Origin of the sequence: Luteitalea sp. (genome assembly GCA_009377605.1) — a bacterium.
Lineage (GTDB): Bacteria > Acidobacteriota > Vicinamibacteria > Vicinamibacterales > Vicinamibacteraceae > WHTT01.
In genome coordinates this window covers 53,483-70,754 of record WHTT01000027.1, presented here as the reverse complement: position 1 = coordinate 70,754, position 17,272 = coordinate 53,483, and the positions used below count along the sequence as shown (strand labels likewise).

At 64.0% G+C, this 17,272-nt stretch carries 14 protein-coding genes; 6 read left to right on the top strand and 8 right to left on the bottom strand.

The window, feature by feature from the left end; all coding sequences use genetic code 11:
* Positions 1 to 194: 194 nt before the first annotated feature.
* From GEV06_11440 to GEV06_11430, 3 genes are read right to left on the bottom strand one after another with little or no spacing between them, the layout of a single operon-like run.
* Positions 195 to 1,040 (bottom strand): hypothetical protein, encoded by an 846-nt coding sequence (locus GEV06_11440; GenBank protein ID MPZ18511.1) that lies wholly within the window; start codon positions 1,038 to 1,040, stop codon positions 195 to 197.
* 7 nt (positions 1,041 to 1,047) lie between these two features.
* The gene (locus tag GEV06_11435) at positions 1,048 to 2,535 is read right to left on the bottom strand and encodes a hypothetical protein (protein ID MPZ18510.1); all 1,488 of its coding nucleotides are present in this window, start codon (positions 2,533 to 2,535) and stop codon (positions 1,048 to 1,050) included.
* 45 nt (positions 2,536 to 2,580) lie between these two features.
* The gene (locus GEV06_11430) at positions 2,581 to 3,393 is read right to left on the bottom strand and encodes a hypothetical protein (GenBank protein ID MPZ18509.1); all 813 of its coding nucleotides are present in this window, start codon (positions 3,391 to 3,393) and stop codon (positions 2,581 to 2,583) included.
* Between the two features lie 177 nt (positions 3,394 to 3,570).
* Between GEV06_11430 and GEV06_11425 the strand changes: the two genes are divergently transcribed.
* The gene (locus GEV06_11425) at positions 3,571 to 6,678 is read left to right on the top strand and encodes a TonB-dependent receptor plug domain-containing protein (protein MPZ18508.1); all 3,108 of its coding nucleotides are present in this window, start codon (positions 3,571 to 3,573) and stop codon (positions 6,676 to 6,678) included.
* 10 nt (positions 6,679 to 6,688) lie between these two features.
* On the opposite strand, the gene GEV06_11420 is transcribed toward GEV06_11425, so the two are convergent.
* Together GEV06_11420 and GEV06_11415 are read right to left on the bottom strand one after the other, a co-directional pair.
* Positions 6,689 to 7,603 carry a TonB family protein gene (locus GEV06_11420; GenBank protein ID MPZ18507.1) on the bottom strand — a complete coding sequence of 305 codons (915 nt, stop codon included), beginning with the start codon at positions 7,601 to 7,603 and terminating at the stop codon, positions 6,689 to 6,691.
* An 18-nt stretch (positions 7,604 to 7,621) separates the two neighbouring features.
* Positions 7,622 to 8,617 (bottom strand): AAA family ATPase, encoded by a 996-nt coding sequence (locus GEV06_11415; GenBank protein MPZ18506.1) that lies wholly within the window; start codon positions 8,615 to 8,617, stop codon positions 7,622 to 7,624.
* Between the two features lie 698 nt (positions 8,618 to 9,315).
* Here GEV06_11415 and GEV06_11410 point away from each other — a divergent pair.
* Together GEV06_11410 and GEV06_11405 are read left to right on the top strand one after the other, a co-directional pair.
* Positions 9,316 to 10,044 carry a response regulator gene (locus tag GEV06_11410; protein ID MPZ18505.1) on the top strand — a complete coding sequence of 243 codons (729 nt, stop codon included), beginning with the start codon at positions 9,316 to 9,318 and terminating at the stop codon, positions 10,042 to 10,044.
* 126 nt (positions 10,045 to 10,170) lie between these two features.
* Positions 10,171 to 11,490, top strand: a complete 1,320-nt coding sequence (locus GEV06_11405) for a hypothetical protein (protein MPZ18504.1) — start codon at positions 10,171 to 10,173, stop codon at positions 11,488 to 11,490.
* 41 nt (positions 11,491 to 11,531) lie between these two features.
* On the opposite strand, the gene GEV06_11400 is transcribed toward GEV06_11405, so the two are convergent.
* Positions 11,532 to 12,173 (bottom strand): methyltransferase domain-containing protein, encoded by a 642-nt coding sequence (locus GEV06_11400; GenBank protein ID MPZ18503.1) that lies wholly within the window; start codon positions 12,171 to 12,173, stop codon positions 11,532 to 11,534.
* 250 nt (positions 12,174 to 12,423) lie between these two features.
* Here GEV06_11400 and GEV06_11395 point away from each other — a divergent pair, with 250 nt between their 5' ends.
* On the top strand, positions 12,424 to 13,677 hold the full coding sequence (locus GEV06_11395; protein MPZ18502.1) for a hypothetical protein: 1,254 nt from the start codon (positions 12,424 to 12,426) through the stop codon (positions 13,675 to 13,677).
* A 44-nt stretch (positions 13,678 to 13,721) separates the two neighbouring features.
* Positions 13,722 to 14,117: a DUF4976 domain-containing protein gene (locus GEV06_11390; protein ID MPZ18501.1), complete on the top strand. Its 396-nt coding sequence runs from the start codon at positions 13,722 to 13,724 to the stop codon at positions 14,115 to 14,117.
* 67 nt (positions 14,118 to 14,184) lie between these two features.
* Here GEV06_11390 and GEV06_11385 read toward each other — a convergent pair whose 3' ends face one another.
* Positions 14,185 to 16,095 (bottom strand): 1,4-alpha-glucan branching protein, encoded by a 1,911-nt coding sequence (locus GEV06_11385; protein ID MPZ18500.1) that lies wholly within the window; start codon positions 16,093 to 16,095, stop codon positions 14,185 to 14,187.
* 214 nt (positions 16,096 to 16,309) lie between these two features.
* Between GEV06_11385 and GEV06_11380 the strand changes: the two genes are divergently transcribed.
* Positions 16,310 to 16,798 (top strand): hypothetical protein, encoded by a 489-nt coding sequence (locus GEV06_11380; protein ID MPZ18499.1) that lies wholly within the window; start codon positions 16,310 to 16,312, stop codon positions 16,796 to 16,798.
* Between the two features lie 47 nt (positions 16,799 to 16,845).
* Here GEV06_11380 and GEV06_11375 read toward each other — a convergent pair whose 3' ends face one another.
* Positions 16,846 to 17,229 carry a hypothetical protein gene (locus GEV06_11375; GenBank protein ID MPZ18498.1) on the bottom strand — a complete coding sequence of 128 codons (384 nt, stop codon included), beginning with the start codon at positions 17,227 to 17,229 and terminating at the stop codon, positions 16,846 to 16,848.
* Positions 17,230 to 17,272 lie beyond the last annotated feature (43 nt).

The following is a 17,272-nucleotide window of genomic DNA, read 5'->3' as shown; positions in this document are numbered from 1 at the left end:
AGCCGCGCCGCAGGAATGGCTCGAAGCGGCGCAGAACGACGGCGGACGTCCTCCGGGCGGCCGACATCGCGGCCACCCGGCGCGGTCACTCGGACGATGTCTCCTGTGCCTCCGGCGGCAGGCGCGAGATGGTTCACGTTGAGCGACATAACGGTCGACATCGGATCGCAGTAGGGGGAGCCCACGTCTCGTGCTTACAGCAGCCGGTAGATGGCCTCGGGAATCGGGAACGTGCGGTTGTTCAGCACCGTGCCAAGCACCCGGCCGCCGGAGGCGCTGACTGCCTGCGCCGCCACGCGTAGCGACTGCCGCGTCGTGACGTTTGCCTCCGCGACCAAGATCACCCCATCGACCTGGGCGGCAAGGATGGAGGCAGAAGGATTTGCCGTGGCAATCGTCGTGCCGATCACGAGGTACTCGAACGCGGTGATGACGTCCCTCATGCGGCGTCGATACGCATCCGCTTCGAGGAGGTGCGCTCCCGCGTCGCTGAAGTCGCCCGTTGGCATGAGCCAGAGTGAGCTGTCGCGTCCCCGCGCCAGCTCTCGCGCATAACTGCTCGCGCGGCTGGTCCCGACCAGCGCGTCGGCCAGACCCAATGCGTTGGTCGAGCCGTAATGCCGATGGAGCGAAGGCGAACGAAAGTTCGCATCCACGAGACAAATCCAACCGCGAACGCGAGACAACAGGATTTCCGATACAGCCGCGGGGACCAGCGCTGAGCCTTCGACTCCATCCACGCTGGCAAACAGCAGTGAACGCACGGCCTCGCCCGGCCGCGCCGGCACGAGGAACGTCCGCTCGACGAGGCCTGTCAGGCGCTGCCGAAGCGGCTGCATGACGGGACTCTCGAGCGGCGACGTCTGCACCCTCGTGAACGAAGGACGGTGAGCGTTGGGCGAGACGTCGGGCGAGTCCCTCGTGTCTAACAGCGACGGCTCGTCGCGTGTCTCGAGCGAGGCCAGGCGACCGCTGTCGCTGACGGGAGCGTCCCGTTCGGCGTCCTGCACACGTGCCAAGGCATCAGTCAATCGGGGCATGTCGGTCCTACTGCTCACTCGCGGGAATCCACGCCAGCACTGGAACATTCTCCAGCGTGGCTCCGAGCTCCTCGGGCGTGCGGACGACTGGGCTCGCCGCATCCTTCATCAACGCCACGGCCAGGCTCAGCACGAGCGCGGCACACGCGCCGAGCGCGAGCCACAGCAGCCGCCGGGTCGGTCGCGCCTCGGCCGGCACGGTTGGCGCTTGTGCGACCGCAACATTCGCGATGCGCGTACGATCCAGAGCATCCGAGATCCGAGCCTCCTCTTGTTTGCGCTGATACAAGAGGTACTCCTCCTCCGCCACGTTCAGCGCTCGCAGGAGTGTCTGCTGCGTCGCGCCTTTCGCGTCGAGGTCCTGCGCCTTGGTCCGATACGCATTGACGGTCGCGCCGAGTGCCTTGACCCGCGCACCCAGCGCCTCACGCTCGGTTCGCGCCCGCGCAATCTCGTTCTCCAGCCACTGCATGGTGGGGTTGTCGGCAATGGTCTCTTCCTTCACCGCGGCGCTCCGCGCGCGCTCGAGGGCGGCGCGCGCTTGCTCGAGCTGCTGATCGATCTGGACGACTGCACGATATCTCGGCGTGAACTTCTGGAGCAGCTCGGTTCGTTTGAGCTCGAGGGTCAGCATCCGAGACTGCACGTCCTGCATGAGCCCGGCAGGATCACTGGTGCGCTGCTCCGACGTGCGTTTCGCCGGCGTCCGCTCGCGCTCGCTCTCGAGCGCGGCCACGTGCTGCGTCGTTTCGGCGAGCGTCGCTTCGGCTTCCTGCTGCATCGACTCGAACTCGGCCAGCTTCTGGAGCACCATCTCCTTCTCGGCCGAGGCCGACACGACGTGATTGCGCTCGCCGAAGGCCTGAAGCTGCATCTGCGCCTCTTCGAGCGCCTGCAGCGACGTGTCCGCTTGTTCCGAAAAGAACTCGTAAGCGCCGGGCGGACGGCGTACCGCAAGGTGCTTCTGTAGATACAGATCAGACAGCACGTCGAGCACGCGTTTCGCGCGCTGCGGGTCCCGCGAGGCATACGTCACGTCGATCATCCACGTCTTCTTGATTGGCTCGATTCTCAGATCGCCCCGCACCGCCTTGACCGCGTCGGCGATCGACCTCGACCGACCTCCAGATCCCTCCACACTCGATGCTTCTTGGGGCTCGTTTTCGCTGGGGAGACCGACGGACAGCACAACCTGCTCGAGGAGGTCGTCTCCTTGGAGCAGCTCGACTTCCGTCAGCAGCTCCGCTTCGGAGACTTCCGAGCTGCCGGTACGTTCTGACCCCGGGATTGCGCTGACCAGGGAGTCGACTCGATCGCGCTTCACCAGGATCTTCAGCTCGGACTCGTAGACGTCGGGCACGAACAGGAGCGCACCCACCACGCAGGTGATGAGGACCGCGAAGCAGACGGTCAGCGTTCGGGACTGGCGAAAGAGCGCAGCCAGCACGCCTCGCAGCGTGTAGACCTGCTCCCGGTTTGGACCTTCCGCCGCCATCCTTGTTCTCCTGCGTGTCTGGATTTGTCGAGTTTCAGGGGAGACTTACCGTCCGATGTCGAACGGATTGAGATACAGCCCTAGGCCCACACGTGACAGCACTGGTGCCAACTTGCCGAGCGCGCTCTTCGGAAGGAAGATCGTGTCTCCCGGTCGCAACAACGGATCCTCGCTGAGATCCTCTCTGCCATACATGGCTTTCACGTCGACTTTTCTGGCTGTCACCGTTTCCTCGGTGTAGTGCCGGAAGATCACGACCTCCGAGAGTCGAGCCTTCCCCGTTGGCCCACCTGCATAGGCGAGCGCCTGCGTGAGCGTGGTCGCGCCACGCAGATCGTAGCGGCCCGGTCGCACGACCTCACCGGCCGCGACGAAATACGGCTCCTCGAACTCCTGCAGAACCAGCGTGAAAACCGGGTCACGCACGATCGGCGCGTACGCCTCGCGTAAGTGGGCCCGCAACTGCGGTATCGTTTGCCCTTGCACCCGAAGGTCGCCGATCTCCATGAGTGTCACGTAACCATCGGGCTGAACGGCCAGCTTTTGATCGAGCTCCGGCACGAACGGAAACCGCAGCTCGAGCACGTCTCCCGGATTGATGCGATATCGGCCGTTCGTCCAGTGCGTCCATTCGGACGCGGTGCCATCAGACGGTGTACCTGGCGGCTCCCGTTGCGAGGTCGCAGTGCTCTGCGGGACGGCCACTCGGAGAGCCTCCTGAGCCGCCGCGGGCGGTGTGGCAGTGCCCATCAGCGTGGTGGCGCCCATCAGCATGGCGGCGATGAGCGCGGTCTTGTATGGGCGGAGCGAGAGGCGAGGACGAGCCCGGACGTGATACCTGCGGTGCTGGTCCTGCATGGTGAATTGCGCTTCCTCTCGTTTCTGGGGCCGCGAGCGACACGACGCCGATTACTATAGCGGGGTGCAGCTCACGCGGCATGTGACCGACCTCACAATTGCGCTAGGACGAACATCACAGATGCACTAGGATTTGGCTCACGGTCGTTTGGGCTCATAACCAGACAAGACTTCAGTATGAGAATCGCTCCCCGCGGCTGCCGTTTAGCGGGTCCGGATCCGGCGCGACCCCGTACCCGAGCGTGCCCCCGGCGGCGGCAAGGCGGGCGTGAGCAATGTCATGGAACCGTAGTACGTGGTGTCGATAATCCACTCGCGCGTGACTTTCCGAGTAGCCAAGGACCGCTAGGAGGGCCCATGAAATGGTGGACGTACGTCGTGTTGGCGCTGGTGCTCGTCACGGCGAGGATTGGCGTTGCCCAGGAAACGACCAGCGCAATCACGGGCCGGATCGTCGACGACCAGGGGCTGGGACTTCCCGGCGCGGCCGTGACGGTCACCGGCGCCCAGGGCCAGAGACGTGCTGTCACCGATGTGGACGGCGTGTTCCGCGTGTCAGCCTTGACGCCAGGCACCTACAGCGTCCAGGTGGACCTGCAGGGATTCAAGGGCCTGAGCCAGGATGACATCGCACTCTCACTCGGGCAGACCATCAATCTTCAGACGCTTCTCATGCAGGTCGGCGGCCTGACGGAACGCGTCGAGCTGGTCGCGGATCCCCCCGTGATCGATGCGAGCACGACCACGATAGGTGCGACGATCGACTCAGACCTGCTGCAGCGGGTCCCGGTGGGCCGCCGTTTCAGCGACACGATTTACGTGGCGCCCGGCGTGAGCAGTGGCGGCGGAACCGGTGAGGCCAACCCGTCCATTGCCGGTGGCAGCGGTCTCGAAAACCAGTATGTGGTCGACGGCGTGAACATCACCAACGCCGGGTACGGTGCGCTCGGGTCGTACTCGATCATCTTTGGCTCATTGGGCAACGGCGTGCCCTTCGACTTCCTGCGGGAAGTGCAGGTGAAGACCGCGGGCTTCGAAGCGGAGCATGGCCAGGCGACGGGCGGCGTCGTCAATGTCATCACCAAGAGCGGCGGCAACGGCTATCACGGCAGCGCCTTCGCGTACGTGCGTCCAGAAGCGGCCGAGGGGGGGTACACGCCTATCGTCTCGCAGAGCCTGTCGCGCGAAGAGGCGGTGAACACGACGAGCAGCTCGCTCACCGACTTCGGGATCGAGATCGGCGGGCCGATCGTGCCCGATCGTGCGTTCTTCTTTGCCGCCCTCGACCCGCAGTGGGAGGGGCAGAAGCGTATCGCACCGGAAAATGTGCCCCTTCGTGAGTTGGGAGAAGTCGAGCGCGAACGGCAACTCACGACCTACGCGGCCAAGGCGACGGTGCAGGCCACCAACGGTCATCGGCTGGATGCCTCTTTCTTCGGGGATCCGGCGGATGGCCGCAATGGGCCACAGCGCGACGAGGCGCTTCTACGCGATGACACCGGTGGGTTCAGCTCGCTGACATACGGCGGCCATAGCCAGATGGTCAAGTACGAAGGGGCGCCGACGCCAACCTGGTTGCTCGAAGCCTCCCTCTCGCGCGCACAGAACGCCATTGAGGAACAGCCGGTCGTGGACGCATGGGACGTGATCGATGAGACGGTCGAGCCGTTTCGACGCTCGGGCGGCCTTGGTTTCGTTGAGGACAACGACGGCACGAACATCCAGTACGCGGTCAAGTCGACGCACTACGTGGGTGATCACGAGGTCCGATACGGGCTCTCATTCGAGGACATCGACTACGACAACGTCATCGACCGAACGGGTCCCAGCTTCCTGCTGCCCGATGGGACCGAGACCCTGACGGGGGCGGAGGTTCGCATCCTGCCGGATCCCGTCCTGGGCCAGATCTATCGGGTCCGACGGGCGAACACGAGCACCCTGCGCGACACCTCGCAGCAATACTTCAGCTTCTTTGCGCAGGACAGTTGGCGTGTCGGCAATCGCTTGACGATTCAACCGGGCATCCGCTACGAGCAGCAGACGCTGGAGGGAAGTCTCTCGGACGTTACCTGGGACGCGAACTGGGCACCTCGCCTGGGTGTGACGTACGACATCGTCGGCGACGGCCGGTCCAAGCTCTTCTTCAGCTGGGGGCGCTTCTTCGCCAAGATCCCCAACGATCTCGCCGCGCGCGCCATGGGGGCTGATGCGGGGACGACGCGGGCGGACTACTTCGATGCGGCGCTGACCGAGCCAATTCCCAATGGCGTCGTCGCGGGGCCAGCCGACGACGACATTCACTTCATTCAGGCAGGTCTCGCTCCCGCCGAGTTCGATTCGGACGCCAAGACCACGTTTCTCGACGAGGTGCTGGTGGGAGTGGAGTACGAAGCGTGGCCCGGCGTGAATCTCACTGCACGCTACGTCCATCGCTCGCTCGATCGGGTGTTGGAGGATGTCGGCACGGCGCCGATGGCCGCGTACTTCCTATTTCCGGATGTTGTCGGCAACAGCGTCGAGTTTTTCGTCACCAATCCGGACGGGCAGACGCCGGTGTCGGAGTTTCCCGGCATTACCGCGAGCTTCGAGTCGCCGATTCATGACTACGATGCGGTCGAGCTGATGGCCGCCAAACGTTTCTCGGACGACTGGGCGTTGCAGGCGTCCTATCGCTGGTCACGCCTGTCCGGTACGTTCGAGGGCTTCTTCCGCAACGACAATGGGCAGTCCGATCCTGTCATCACCTCGCTGTTCGATTTTCCCACCAACGATCCGTCGTATACGGAAATAGGCGTCCCGCAGTTTGGTTGGCGCGGCGATATCCGGAACCTTGGCGAAGCTGGTGCCGGGCTGCTGCCAAACGACCGGACGCATCAGTTCAAGGTCTACGGCAACTACAGCTTTCCGTTTCGGCTGAACCTGGGGCTCGGCCTGCAGGTGGGGTCAGGCCGGCCGCTCACACCGCTGGCTGCGAACCCGCTCTACGAGAGTGCCGGCGAGATACCGGAAAGACCGCGCGGCGCCGGCTTCGACACCCAAGATGGGTTCCGCCTGCGCAGCCCCGTGGTGGCGGACATGGGCGTCCATGCTGACTATGGGCTGCGGTTCGGCGCCATGGGGATCACGCTGTCGGTGGACGCCTTCAATCTGTTCGATCTCCAGAACGCCCTCGATTACGACAACTACACCGAAATCGGTCCAGGCACGCTCAACCCGGACTTCGGCAGTGTCCTCGCGTACCAAACACCGCGCCAGGTGCGCCTTGGCGTTCGCTTCACGTTTTAGGTAGGGCCACCTACGGATGAAGGGTGACCTCGATCGTCTTGAGAAACTTCACGGGCCGCCCATCACGTGTCGCTGGCTGGTATCGCCAGTCGTCGACCGCGGCCAAGACCATCTTGTCGTAGGTCGGGTGTAGCGGTTGCTGCAGCCTCGCGCGTTCGACACGGCCCTGTTCGTCGATCAGGACTTCGATCACCAGCGTGGCCGGCTTGCGCCGGAGCGTGATGCCGCGTGGCTGGGGAATGGGTTGAGAGATCACAACCGGCGGCACGATCGCCGGAGGAGTCGACCGCCTCGCCTCGGCGCCTTCGCTACGCTCGCCGCCGTTGGGTATATCGGTCGAGTCAGGCGTGCGCGACACAGGTTTCCCGGATGATGGCTTCTTGTCTGCTGCGTCGGCGAGTGCCAGGAACCCATCGACCAGGACGCGCAGGTCCGAGAGACCGGTCACACCGGCCGTCGCGAGGTCAGGATCGTCGATGAGCGGGCTCAGCTCACGAAAGGCGACCGCAGCCTCGGCGTCGTTCCCGTTCGAGAACAGCTCCTTGGCCACAGCAAAGCGCTGGCGCACGAGGGGCGGCAGCACGCGCACGCGCACCTTGGCAAACAACGCGCGCACGCGCGGTGCGGCCTCGGCTTCGGTCAGGCGTGCTGCCGGATCCGCTGCGACCAGCGCTTCGAACGCGCGCTCTGCCTGGGCGGATTCACCGAGCGCCAGTAGACAGAGCGCGCGGGTCTTCGTTGCAGCGACCGCCTCGGCTTGCGTCGCCGGCTGAACGTTCTTCAGTATCGCGAGAGCAGCGGCGAACTGTGCCGACGCGTAGAGCGCCTGCGCACGTTCGAGTAGCCCCTGTGCGCGGGTCCCGAGCGGCAGGATGAGCGGGATCAGACACAGGATCCAAGCGAGGTTCCTCCGAAGCGCGGCCATGACATATTCCGACTTGCCTCACATGCTGGCTGGGCGGAGGCGCGCCAGACTCCTCACGACGACCTCTTTCCAGCGCTGCCAGGGAAACAGCGCCTCCGACCGCGTCGTCGGAACCCAGACCTCCGTGCTGTGCGAGTGCGAGGGGCTGTCTGTCTCGTCTTCAAGCGGTTCCGACGCGGCGCTCGACTCGCCCGGCTGCGGCGAGCCGAGATCGAGGTCGCGGCAGATGCCCCGCACGATTGCTTGGTTCACCGGCTTGACCTGGGCGGCGTACCCGCCCAGCAACGCGTTGTCGCTGACCACGTTGATGATCCGGGGGAGCCCGCCCGACGCCTGGTAGATGTTGACGACGGCCTCGCGCGTGAAGATCTCGGCGGCGTTCCCACCGGCCACACGGACGCGAGCTGCCAGATAGACAGCCGTTTCACGCAAATCGAGCGGCGTGAGCTGCCAGCGGAGCGTAATGCGCTGTTTGAGGTGGCGGAGCGAGCGTTGATTCAGGCGATCGGCCAGTTCCGGCTGACCGACCAACACGACGTTGAGCAGCCTGACGTTGGATGTCTCGATGTTGGCGAGCAGCCGCACCTCCTCGAGCAGCTCGTCCGGGAGGCTCTGCGCCTCGTCGATGACCATCGTTGTCAGTCCGCCTGCGGCCTGCCGCGCCTGGAGCGTGCCCTGGAACTCGACGAGAAACCGTGCCTTGGATTTCGCGGCGCGCGTGGTCAGGCCGACGCTGCGCGCGATGTACTCGTAGAACTCCGCGCGCGTCAGCGTCGGATTGCTCAAGAGCAAGGTCCGGTTCTCGGGATGCGGTGGCTCGGCCAGCGCTCCGCGCACGAGCGTGCTCTTGCCCGTCCCGGCCTCGCCCAGTAGTAACGTGACGCCACTGGGCGCTGACAGACCGGCGCGCAGCGTGCTCAATGCCTCGCGGTGGCGGGCCGTGAGAAAGATGAAGCGCGGGTTCGCCGTGAGGTCGAAGGGCCGCTCCCGGAGTCCGAAGAACGCCTCATACATGCCGTGTCACTTCACGGGCCGGTCTGACCACGGTTCTTGCCCGGTGCAAGACCTCCCGTCGACAGCGTTCGAGCAGGAGGAATCAAGCTCGGCACGAATACGGGTATTGAGTGGCGGAGAAACAACAACAGAGTGCAGTGTAGTCGGTGTTGGACGTTTTCGACACGTGACCTCTCTCACATTTGAAGTAGGAGCCAGGTCACAGTTGATGAAGGGAAGCGACGTCGTGTAACTCCGTCGAGAGTTACGGAGACGTCGGCACCCGGAGGTGCCAGTGGAATGCGACGCTCCTTGGAATGTGCTCCAGGGGCGGTAAATTCTTCTGTCCTAACTTGTCAACCCCGACAGGAACTGTTTCGCGATGTGAGAGTGACAGTACTCCAGGTGAGTCGATGCTAGATGAGCATGAAAAAACGCAAGATAGTGCTATCTCGAGCGTGAATACACCGAGTGCTCACGTCCTCTCGCATCAGCGGATCCGTATTTCGTATCACGTGTCTTAACATTTGACAAGACTCAGATCCTCCGGCACGATCACCTTTGTATTACCCGAGTCCTGCGGTGTGTTCAGGGATCGAAGCTAGTCCTGATCAACGTTTCATGGTGTCCACACGGCTTGACCCACATCTCACGTTCCCCGTTCGCGAGGTTGCAGGGACGGTGTGCCTCGTGCCGCTGACTGACCGTATGACCTGACAGTGGCTAATGCACTACATCTCGAGAGTATTCGGATCGTCATCGCGGCGGCACACACCGTCGTGCGGGCCGGCATCAAGTACATCTTTGCCAGCCACGGGCATCTGATCATCGTGGGCGAGGCGAGCGCAACGGGGGAGGCGCTGTCGCTGGCCGCGCGCACAGGGCCCGATATCGTCTTGCTCGATCCCGATTCGGACAGGCTGCCGCTCCACACCATCGGCGAGTTGAACGAGGCTGGTGCGAGTCGCCTACTGGTGTTGACGGCGAGCACGGAGGCGAGGATGCACTACCGCGCCTTCGAGCTTGGAGCCGTTGGCGTCGTGCGCAAGGACCAGCCTGCCGAGACGCTCGTCCAGGCGGTCGAACGGGTCCACGCCGGAGAGATCTGGCTGGAACGGGGTAAGACCGCAGAGCTCCTGGTCGGGCTCCGTCGGCGCGATCCAGACGCCGCCAGGATTCTGAGCCTCACGAAGCGAGAACGCGAGGTGATTGCGCTGGTCGGGCTCGGGCTGAAGAACCCGGCAATTGGCGAGCGGTTGTTCATCAGCGAAGGCACCGTGCGAAATCACCTCACCTCCATCCTCGGGAAGCTCGAGCTCTCGGACCGATTCGAGCTTGCCGTCTACGCCTTCCGCCACGGTCTCGTCGAGCCAGAAACGCGCCGGTCCTTTCAACCCGGGTCCGCCTGGAGTGGCAGGAGCAGCCGAGCTGTTGCGGAGCGCGGCTGAGGATCGTAAAGTAACGAGCGGCCCCTGCAGGTGTCTCTGCTACGACGGGAGGGCGCGTTCGCCGACTCGTCCGCCGTAGCGCGGAGCGCGAAGGCGTGAGCGCGCCGCGAGACGGCCCTACCTGGCATGAGCGATGTCCCCTTTCCTGAGTGGGTCGAGCCCATGGCTGCGACCCTGACGCAGGAGCGGTTCGCCGGCCCGGAATGGCTCTTCGAGCGCAAGTTCGACGGTGTTCGCCTCCTGGTCTTCAAGCGCGGGGCGGAGATCCGCCTCCTCTCGCGCAACCGCCTGCCGCAGACGATTCCCGCCCTCCTCGAGGCGGTCCAGGGTCTGCCAGTGGACGACCTGATCCTCGACGGAGAGGTGACCTGGGGTCGCGATGGGCTCGCCTACCACCTGTTCGACGTCATGTGGCTCGACGGTCGTGACGTGATGTCGCTGCCGCTCGACGCGCGTCTGGCACTACTGAGCGGGTTGCCGCTGCAACCGCCGTTGGAGCGTGTGCGCCCGCTCGAGGACCCCAAGCCGTGGGAACGTGCGTGCAGGGAAGGCTGGGAAGGCGTCATCGCAAAGCGCCGCGACTCGCCCTATGAACAGCGTCGCTCGCGGCACTGGCTGAAGATGAAGTGCGAGGCGACGCAGGATCTCGTGGTCGGAGGATTCACCGATCCGCAAGGGACACGCGTTGGGCTGGGGGCGTTGCTCGTCGGCTACTTCGAGCACGAGGACTTCGTCTTCGCAGGCAGAATCGGCACCGGCTTCGATACGAAGCTGCTGCTGGAGCTTCGTGCGCGGCTCGATGGGCTCGAGATCGCGAAGCCGCTCGTCGACGACCTGCGATCGCTGCTCTGGCTCGTCAACCAGAACTGCATCACCCCGCACGTCTGGACGTCACGTGCGCCAGACCTGTACCAGCCCGACCTGTGCGTCTTCGACCTCGACCCGTCCAAAGATCAGCCAGACATCCTGCGTGCGGCCGCGCTTCAACTGCGCGATCTCCTGAGCGAGCTGGGCTTGGAAAGTTGGGTGAAGACATCCGGCTCGAAGGGTTTCCACATCATCGTTCCCCTCGACGGTGGAGCGGGCTTTGGCGACGTCTCCCGGTTCGCGCATGCGGTCGGCGCGATCCTCGTCGGTCGTGATCCGGAGCATCTCACACAAGAGTTCAGCAAGGCCGACCGCCGGGGCCGCATCTTGGTCGACACCGGACCGAACGCCTACAGCGCAACGTTTGCCGCGACCTACGCCGTGCGCACGCAGCCCAACGCACCGGTCTCCGCGCCATGCACGTGGGAAGAGCTCGAGCGCGGCGACGTGAGGCCGCGGACCTTCACGCTCCGGACGATGGCCGAGCGTGTCGGCAAGGTGGGCGATATATGGTCGGCCATGCGCGCGCAGTCATTGCGAGCCGCGATAGAACGATTGAAGGCCGCCGACGGCTCCTAGATCACCGACACTCGTGGCGCAGGCCTAAATCTAGGCCTGCGCTACAGGCGGGTGCCTGCCAGCAGCGCCAGCTCCCGCCACTTCCAGTGGCAGTCGACATCGACAAAGCCAATGGTACGCAGCCAGGCGAGCTGTGTCTCCAGGTCGAGCAACTTGTTGGAAGGGTCCTCCTCGGCGGGATCGACCTCGATGAGCGCGAGAAACTGCTCATGGAGCGTCCTCGATGGAGATGCCACGTGCTCCAGATTGCAGAGCACGCCGCGCGGGCGGAGCAGGCGATACGCCTCTTCGTACAGAGCGCGCTTGCGATCGTCCGAGAGATGGTGAATCGCGAAGCTGGAGACAATCGCATCGAAGGTGCCGAGCGACTCCGGCAGCGGGTGGTCCAGGTCATGTGCACGGACGGTGACCAGGGACTCGCCGGCGAAGCGCCCGCGGAGTCGCTCGAGCATGGTCTCGGAAAAGTCGATCGCCACGGCTTCTGCTTCTGGGCGCGCCAACCGGACGAGGGCGAGCAGCCGGCCGTCGCCACTTCCCAGGTCGAGCACGCGCGTGAGTGCGCGTGGCAAACAGGCCAGCAGCTCCGCCTCTCCTTCGCTTCGATGAGGAATCGAGTTGGCCCGAGCGAGATAGTCGAGCGCATGTGCCGACGATCCCCACAGATTGACGTTCGACTGCTCCATGAGGGGCAGTTTAGGCACGGCGCTGTCGATAAGTCAAAGTGATAAGTATGACGAAATCATTAGCGTGTGCATCGTGACGAGCGAACCCTTGGGGCCGTCTTTGTCGGACCTTGACACGAGCATGGAAGGCTCGGGTATACTGCGGTCGAAAACGTTTTCTGCTGTGCCAAGCCCGACGACACCGGCCTTCGAGTAGCCTCGCCGGCCGGTCCGCGCTCCAGCGCGACTTCCGGAATCCTGAGATGATCCCATGAGTATTGCCGCTACCCCGTCCCGTACGCGCGCACGTTGTCATGCCATCTCGTGGCTGCTCCTCGGAGGGCTGTTCTCGATCGGCATTGGCGGCGTGGCTGGAGAGATTCGATGGGTGCACCGCTCCAGTGAGAAAGAGCAGCTGCCGAATCCCCAGGGATCTCATCAGCAGACGGGGCTCCTCGTGACAGACCTCGGTGGTGGGCGTGCCTCCGATATCGTGATCAGCTACCGAGTGCAGGCGCCCGCGCTCGTCTGGATCCGGCCAACCGACGAGGGATGGGATCGCTATGTCATCGAGAAGGACTTCATTCGACTCGAGGCCGGGGGCGCCGCACACGACATCGACGGCGATGGCGATCGAGACATCGTGTTTGGCGAGGACGCGAGCGGCAACAAGCTGTACTGGTGGGAGAATCCCTCGCCGAGCTTCGATCCCGACGTGCCGTGGGTCAGGCACACCATCAAGGCTGGAGGTGCGAACCAGCACCACGACCAGATCTTTGGCGACTTCAAGGGAACGGGCACGCCACAGCTCGTCTTCTGGAACCAGCGGGCCAAGACGCTCTTCATTGCCGACATTCCCGCGGACCCCAAGCGCGCGGACAGTTGGCCCCTCCAAGTCGTGTATGCGGGACGGGCGGGTGAGCAGGTCGGTGACGCCGCGGAGTACGCCGAGGGGCTCGATAGGTTCGATGTGGACGGAGATGGGCGGACCGACTTGCTGGCCGGCAACTACTGGTTCAGATACGAGCGCGGAACGTTTACGCCGATCAGGGTGGGCGCTATCGGAGGCCGTATTCGCGCTGGTCGGTTCACCAAGGACAGCGTGGCGCAAATCGTGATCGCCCCGGGTGACGGCAGCGGGCCGCTCAAATTCTATGAAGCGGACGGTGACCCGACGGACGCCGCGTCGTGGCACGGTCGCGATCTCTTGGGCCGCGACATGGTTCACGGGCATACCCTCGACGTCGCGGACGTGGATGGCGACGGTCATCTAGACATCTTTGCCGCCGAGATGGCGAAGTGGACGAGCACGCCGGATCAGGTGGACCACCCAGACGCCAGCGCATGGATACTCTACGGTGATGGCAAGGGACAGTTCCGCGAGAGCGTGTTAGTGAGCGGCCACGATTGGCACGAAGGCAAGCTGGCCGATGTCGATGGTGATGGCGATGTGGATGTGGTGAACAAGCCGTACACTTGGAACGCGCCGAGACTCGACCTCTGGCTCAACAGCGGCACGAAATAGCGCGCCGCGGCGAGACCTCCGTGCAGGCGTGGACGTAGGAGGCTATGAACATCGATGTACCGGAGACGCTTCTGGAGATCGCGGGGGCGGAGATTCCAGGCGACATGCAGGGCCGCAGCCTGATCCCGATCCTCGAGACCGGCGACGCGCCGCCGGACTGGCGCCGGACGTTCTACTACCACTACTACGAAGGGCACGAGGGTGCCCCTCATGCCGTGGCGCGGCACTACGGCGTTCGCACCGAGCGGCACAAGTTGATCCACTACTACGATGCCGACGAATGGGAGCTCTTCGACCTCGCCAAGGATCCGACGGAGCTGCGCAGCCGCTACGGCGATCCGGCTTACAAGGAGGTGCAAGAGGAGCTGCTGGCGGAGCTGAAGCGACTGCGAACGGACTTGAAAGTCCCGGAAAAGGATCCCTATCCGGAGGCGAGGTAGGACCGCCTCGCCGAGGCGGCCGTTCTGTCGCGGCGGCGTCCGGGACGGCGCGTTCGGCGAACGCGCCCTACCTGGTGAACACGAGCAGGCTGTTTGCCGGCAGCACCAGCGCGACGGAGTGGCTGAGACCGTGCTGCGGCTCTGACTCGGCGCATACGTGCCCGCCGTTCCCCACGACGTTCGGATTGACCCAGTTCTCGTAGACGTCGCTGTTGAAGACCTCTTGCCACTCGCCGCCGCTCGGAAAGCCGATTCGGTAGTCGAAGCGGTTGAACGTCGAAAGGTGCACCACCACCATCACGTCGTCAGCCGTTCCCTCTGCCCAGCGTCGGAAGGCGAGCACGCGGTTGTGATCGTGGACGTGCACCACCCGGAAGCCATGGCCTCGCAAGGCGGCGTATCGCCAGCGCAGGTGAAGCAGCTCGCGCGTGAAGCGCAGGTGATCGATCATCTGCGTGTCACCCTGGTCGAGGCCAGCCCAGTGGAGCAGCAGATCTTCGTGGAAGTCGAGATTGTCCGACCACTGCTTGTCTTCCAAGAGCTCCTGGCCCATGAACAGCATGGGAATGCCAGGTGCGGTGAGGCTCATTCCAGTTGCCACGCGGGCGCGGCTGCGGCCGAACCACGAGCGCGGATTCCCTGGATCGCCGAGCCGGGCGATGCGCTCGTCGCGGCCGCGATAGACGATGTCGTGGTTTTCCGGGCCCTGCACGAACTGCCAAGGCTCGTGGAAGCCTTCCGGCCAGAGACTGCGCGCCAGGCGGGTCATGTCGAGCGGGCGCTCGTCGGGTGCGCTCGCGTTGCCGATCACATGGCGAATCGCAGCGCGGAGGCCGTCGGTCAGTGACGCGTCGAACCCAGCGCCGTCGGGCGGCGGCTTCACCACGTACGGATTGACGTTCCAGTATTCGGCCTTGTCGAAGACGTGGGGGAGATGATGCCGCAGCGTCGAGGTGAGGTCCTGACAAAAACGCCAGCCGTGCGGCGCGCCGTCGTGATCGATGACACTCACCTGATCGTAGCGCAAGCCATCGATGCGGTACTCGTCCAGAAAGAACTTCGCGTTTTGAATGAGGAAGTCGCATACCTCTGGCTTCCCGAAATCGAATACCAGTCCACCAGCGTGGCCCTTGTCGGTGAAGTAGAGCGAGTTGCGCGGTCCCTCGTCGGTGGGTTGCCGGTCGAAGAAGTACAGACTCTCATCGCCGAAGTCCCCACCGGCATGGTTGTAAACGACGTCGAGGATGACCGCCAGCCCGTGGAGGTGACACAGGTCCACGAGAGCCTTGAGCTGATTCATTTCACCGTGCAAGTCCTCGATCCTATAGATTGCCAGCCCTTTTGCCTCTAGCAGTCGATTGACCGCAGCGACGTACGGAGGCAAGTCGATGTCCTCGACGGCGAAGTCCATCTCAGGAGAGAAGTAGTCGGTGCCGTTGTACCCGAGGCTGAACGTCGTCTGGAACTCTTGGATCGGCAGGAGCTGAATCGCCGTCACGCCCAGCTCGGCCAGATAGGGCACTTTGCACGCGACATCGAGGAACGTGCCCCCCTTCCTCGGCAGGTTGGGTGTAAAGAACGTGCCGACGTGGAGCTGATAGATGACGAAATCCTGAAACCTCGGTGTGACGAAGCGGCTCTCGTGCCAGGGAAAGTCGGGGCGGCGGATGACGCACTCACTGGGAAACGGCGTCTGGAGCTCGCGTGCGTACGGGTCTCGCTTCGGGCCCTCGCTGCCGTCGCCAACGACGTAGAACATGTAACGGTGACGATCTCGCGCGCCGGCGATGAATCCCCGCCAATGTCCGTGCTCGTCAGCGGTCAGCAGACTCGCGTCGTTCCGCTGGCGATCGTTGAAGTCCCCAAGCACATGAACGGTACGTGCGTGGGGCGCCCAGACACGAAACGTCGCCCCGTCGGCAATGAGGTTCGCCCCCATTGGAGTATTGTGACGAATGTGCGCGAGGGAAGCAGGCATGGCGCTCCTTGACGGCGGCAGCGGTTGCAATGCTGATACATCGAGACGCACGCCGTTTCTGTAGAGTAGCACTCGGCGCGTTCGGCGAACGCGCCCTGCCTGGCGGTGGTGCCGGCACGACCTTCGCCATGGCCAAGTCGTGAACGTGAAGGAGAGACATGAGCGCAACCAGTGACCCATCACGACAGAAAGTCCCGGCGGTGGCGTCGGCTGGTTGGTTCGCCAGTACGGGCCCGGCGCCGGCAGTATTCGATCCGTCGAGCTGGTAACAGCCGACGGCCGTCTGCTGCAGGTGAACGAGGACAGCCATCCGGATCTGCTGTGGGGGCTGCGAGGAGGCGGCGGTAACTTCGGTATCGTCACCGCGCTCGAGTGTACGTTGTACCCGGTGAAAGAGATCTTTGGCGGTCAGGTTGCCTATCCGATGGCACAAGGGCGAGAGGTGTTGAATGCGTACGTCCAATGGGCGAAGACCGTGCCCGATGCGATGATGAAGGCGTTGAAGCCGAGCCTGACTGGCGAAATGCAGATCAATGCCCTTGGTCCGGGAAGCACGGGCCCTGCTCAGACGCGGGCTGCCTACTCCCAGGCGACCTACCTAAAGCTCGTCGCGCTGAAGGATACGTACGATCCCGACAATATCTTCCGCTTCAACCACAACATTCCTCCGTCTTCGCACGGGGAGCCGAGCAGGCCTGAATGAAGTCTTGGGCACCAAGACTCAGCTGATACAGGCCACGAGCCAGCCTTTTACGCGTTGAAGGTGACCGTGTGCGTGTGCCCGGCGTCCGTGGTGGAGGACTTTGAGACGCGTTCCCCGTCGGCCGCCCGCATCACCTCCGCTGCGGTCAGCTCCACGGTGTGGGGATGGTCAGCGTCTCCTCGGATGTCGAGTGGGAACGCGTCTCCCTCAGCAAGCCGCGCAGCCTCCAGGACGGCCCGATGGCCATGGTTCGCCGAGACGGTTCCAGTGATGTCCCCACCGCCCCCAGGCGGGCTGGGAGCCGTTGGGCCATCGTCGCCATCGCAGGCGCTGACGGTAATGGTGACGCCGCTGAGCAAGGCGAGAACGGTTTTCGCGTTGAACTCGCGGCGATCGAGCAGCGAATCGACGAGCTCCTTGGGATCCTTCATCGCTTTTCATCCTGAAGCCGTGTTTGCTGGTTACGCATTGCAA

Coding starts and splice junctions, on each gene's coding strand:
- GEV06_11440 (MPZ18511.1), bottom strand. CDS start 1,040: ATGCCCCGATTGACTGATGCCTTGGCACGTGTGCAGGACGCCGAACGG.
- GEV06_11435 (MPZ18510.1), bottom strand. CDS start 2,535: ATGGCGGCGGAAGGTCCAAACCGGGAGCAGGTCTACACGCTGCGAGGC.
- GEV06_11430 (MPZ18509.1), bottom strand. CDS start 3,393: ATGCAGGACCAGCACCGCAGGTATCACGTCCGGGCTCGTCCTCGCCTC.
- GEV06_11425 (MPZ18508.1), top strand. CDS start 3,571: ATGAGAATCGCTCCCCGCGGCTGCCGTTTAGCGGGTCCGGATCCGGCG.
- GEV06_11420 (MPZ18507.1), bottom strand. CDS start 7,603: ATGGCCGCGCTTCGGAGGAACCTCGCTTGGATCCTGTGTCTGATCCCG.
- GEV06_11415 (MPZ18506.1), bottom strand. CDS start 8,617: ATGTATGAGGCGTTCTTCGGACTCCGGGAGCGGCCCTTCGACCTCACG.
- GEV06_11405 (MPZ18504.1), top strand. CDS start 10,171: ATGAGCGATGTCCCCTTTCCTGAGTGGGTCGAGCCCATGGCTGCGACC.
- GEV06_11400 (MPZ18503.1), bottom strand. CDS start 12,173: ATGGAGCAGTCGAACGTCAATCTGTGGGGATCGTCGGCACATGCGCTC.
- GEV06_11395 (MPZ18502.1), top strand. CDS start 12,424: ATGAGTATTGCCGCTACCCCGTCCCGTACGCGCGCACGTTGTCATGCC.
- GEV06_11390 (MPZ18501.1), top strand. CDS start 13,722: ATGAACATCGATGTACCGGAGACGCTTCTGGAGATCGCGGGGGCGGAG.
- GEV06_11385 (MPZ18500.1), bottom strand. CDS start 16,095: ATGCCTGCTTCCCTCGCGCACATTCGTCACAATACTCCAATGGGGGCG.
- GEV06_11375 (MPZ18498.1), bottom strand. CDS start 17,229: ATGAAGGATCCCAAGGAGCTCGTCGATTCGCTGCTCGATCGCCGCGAG.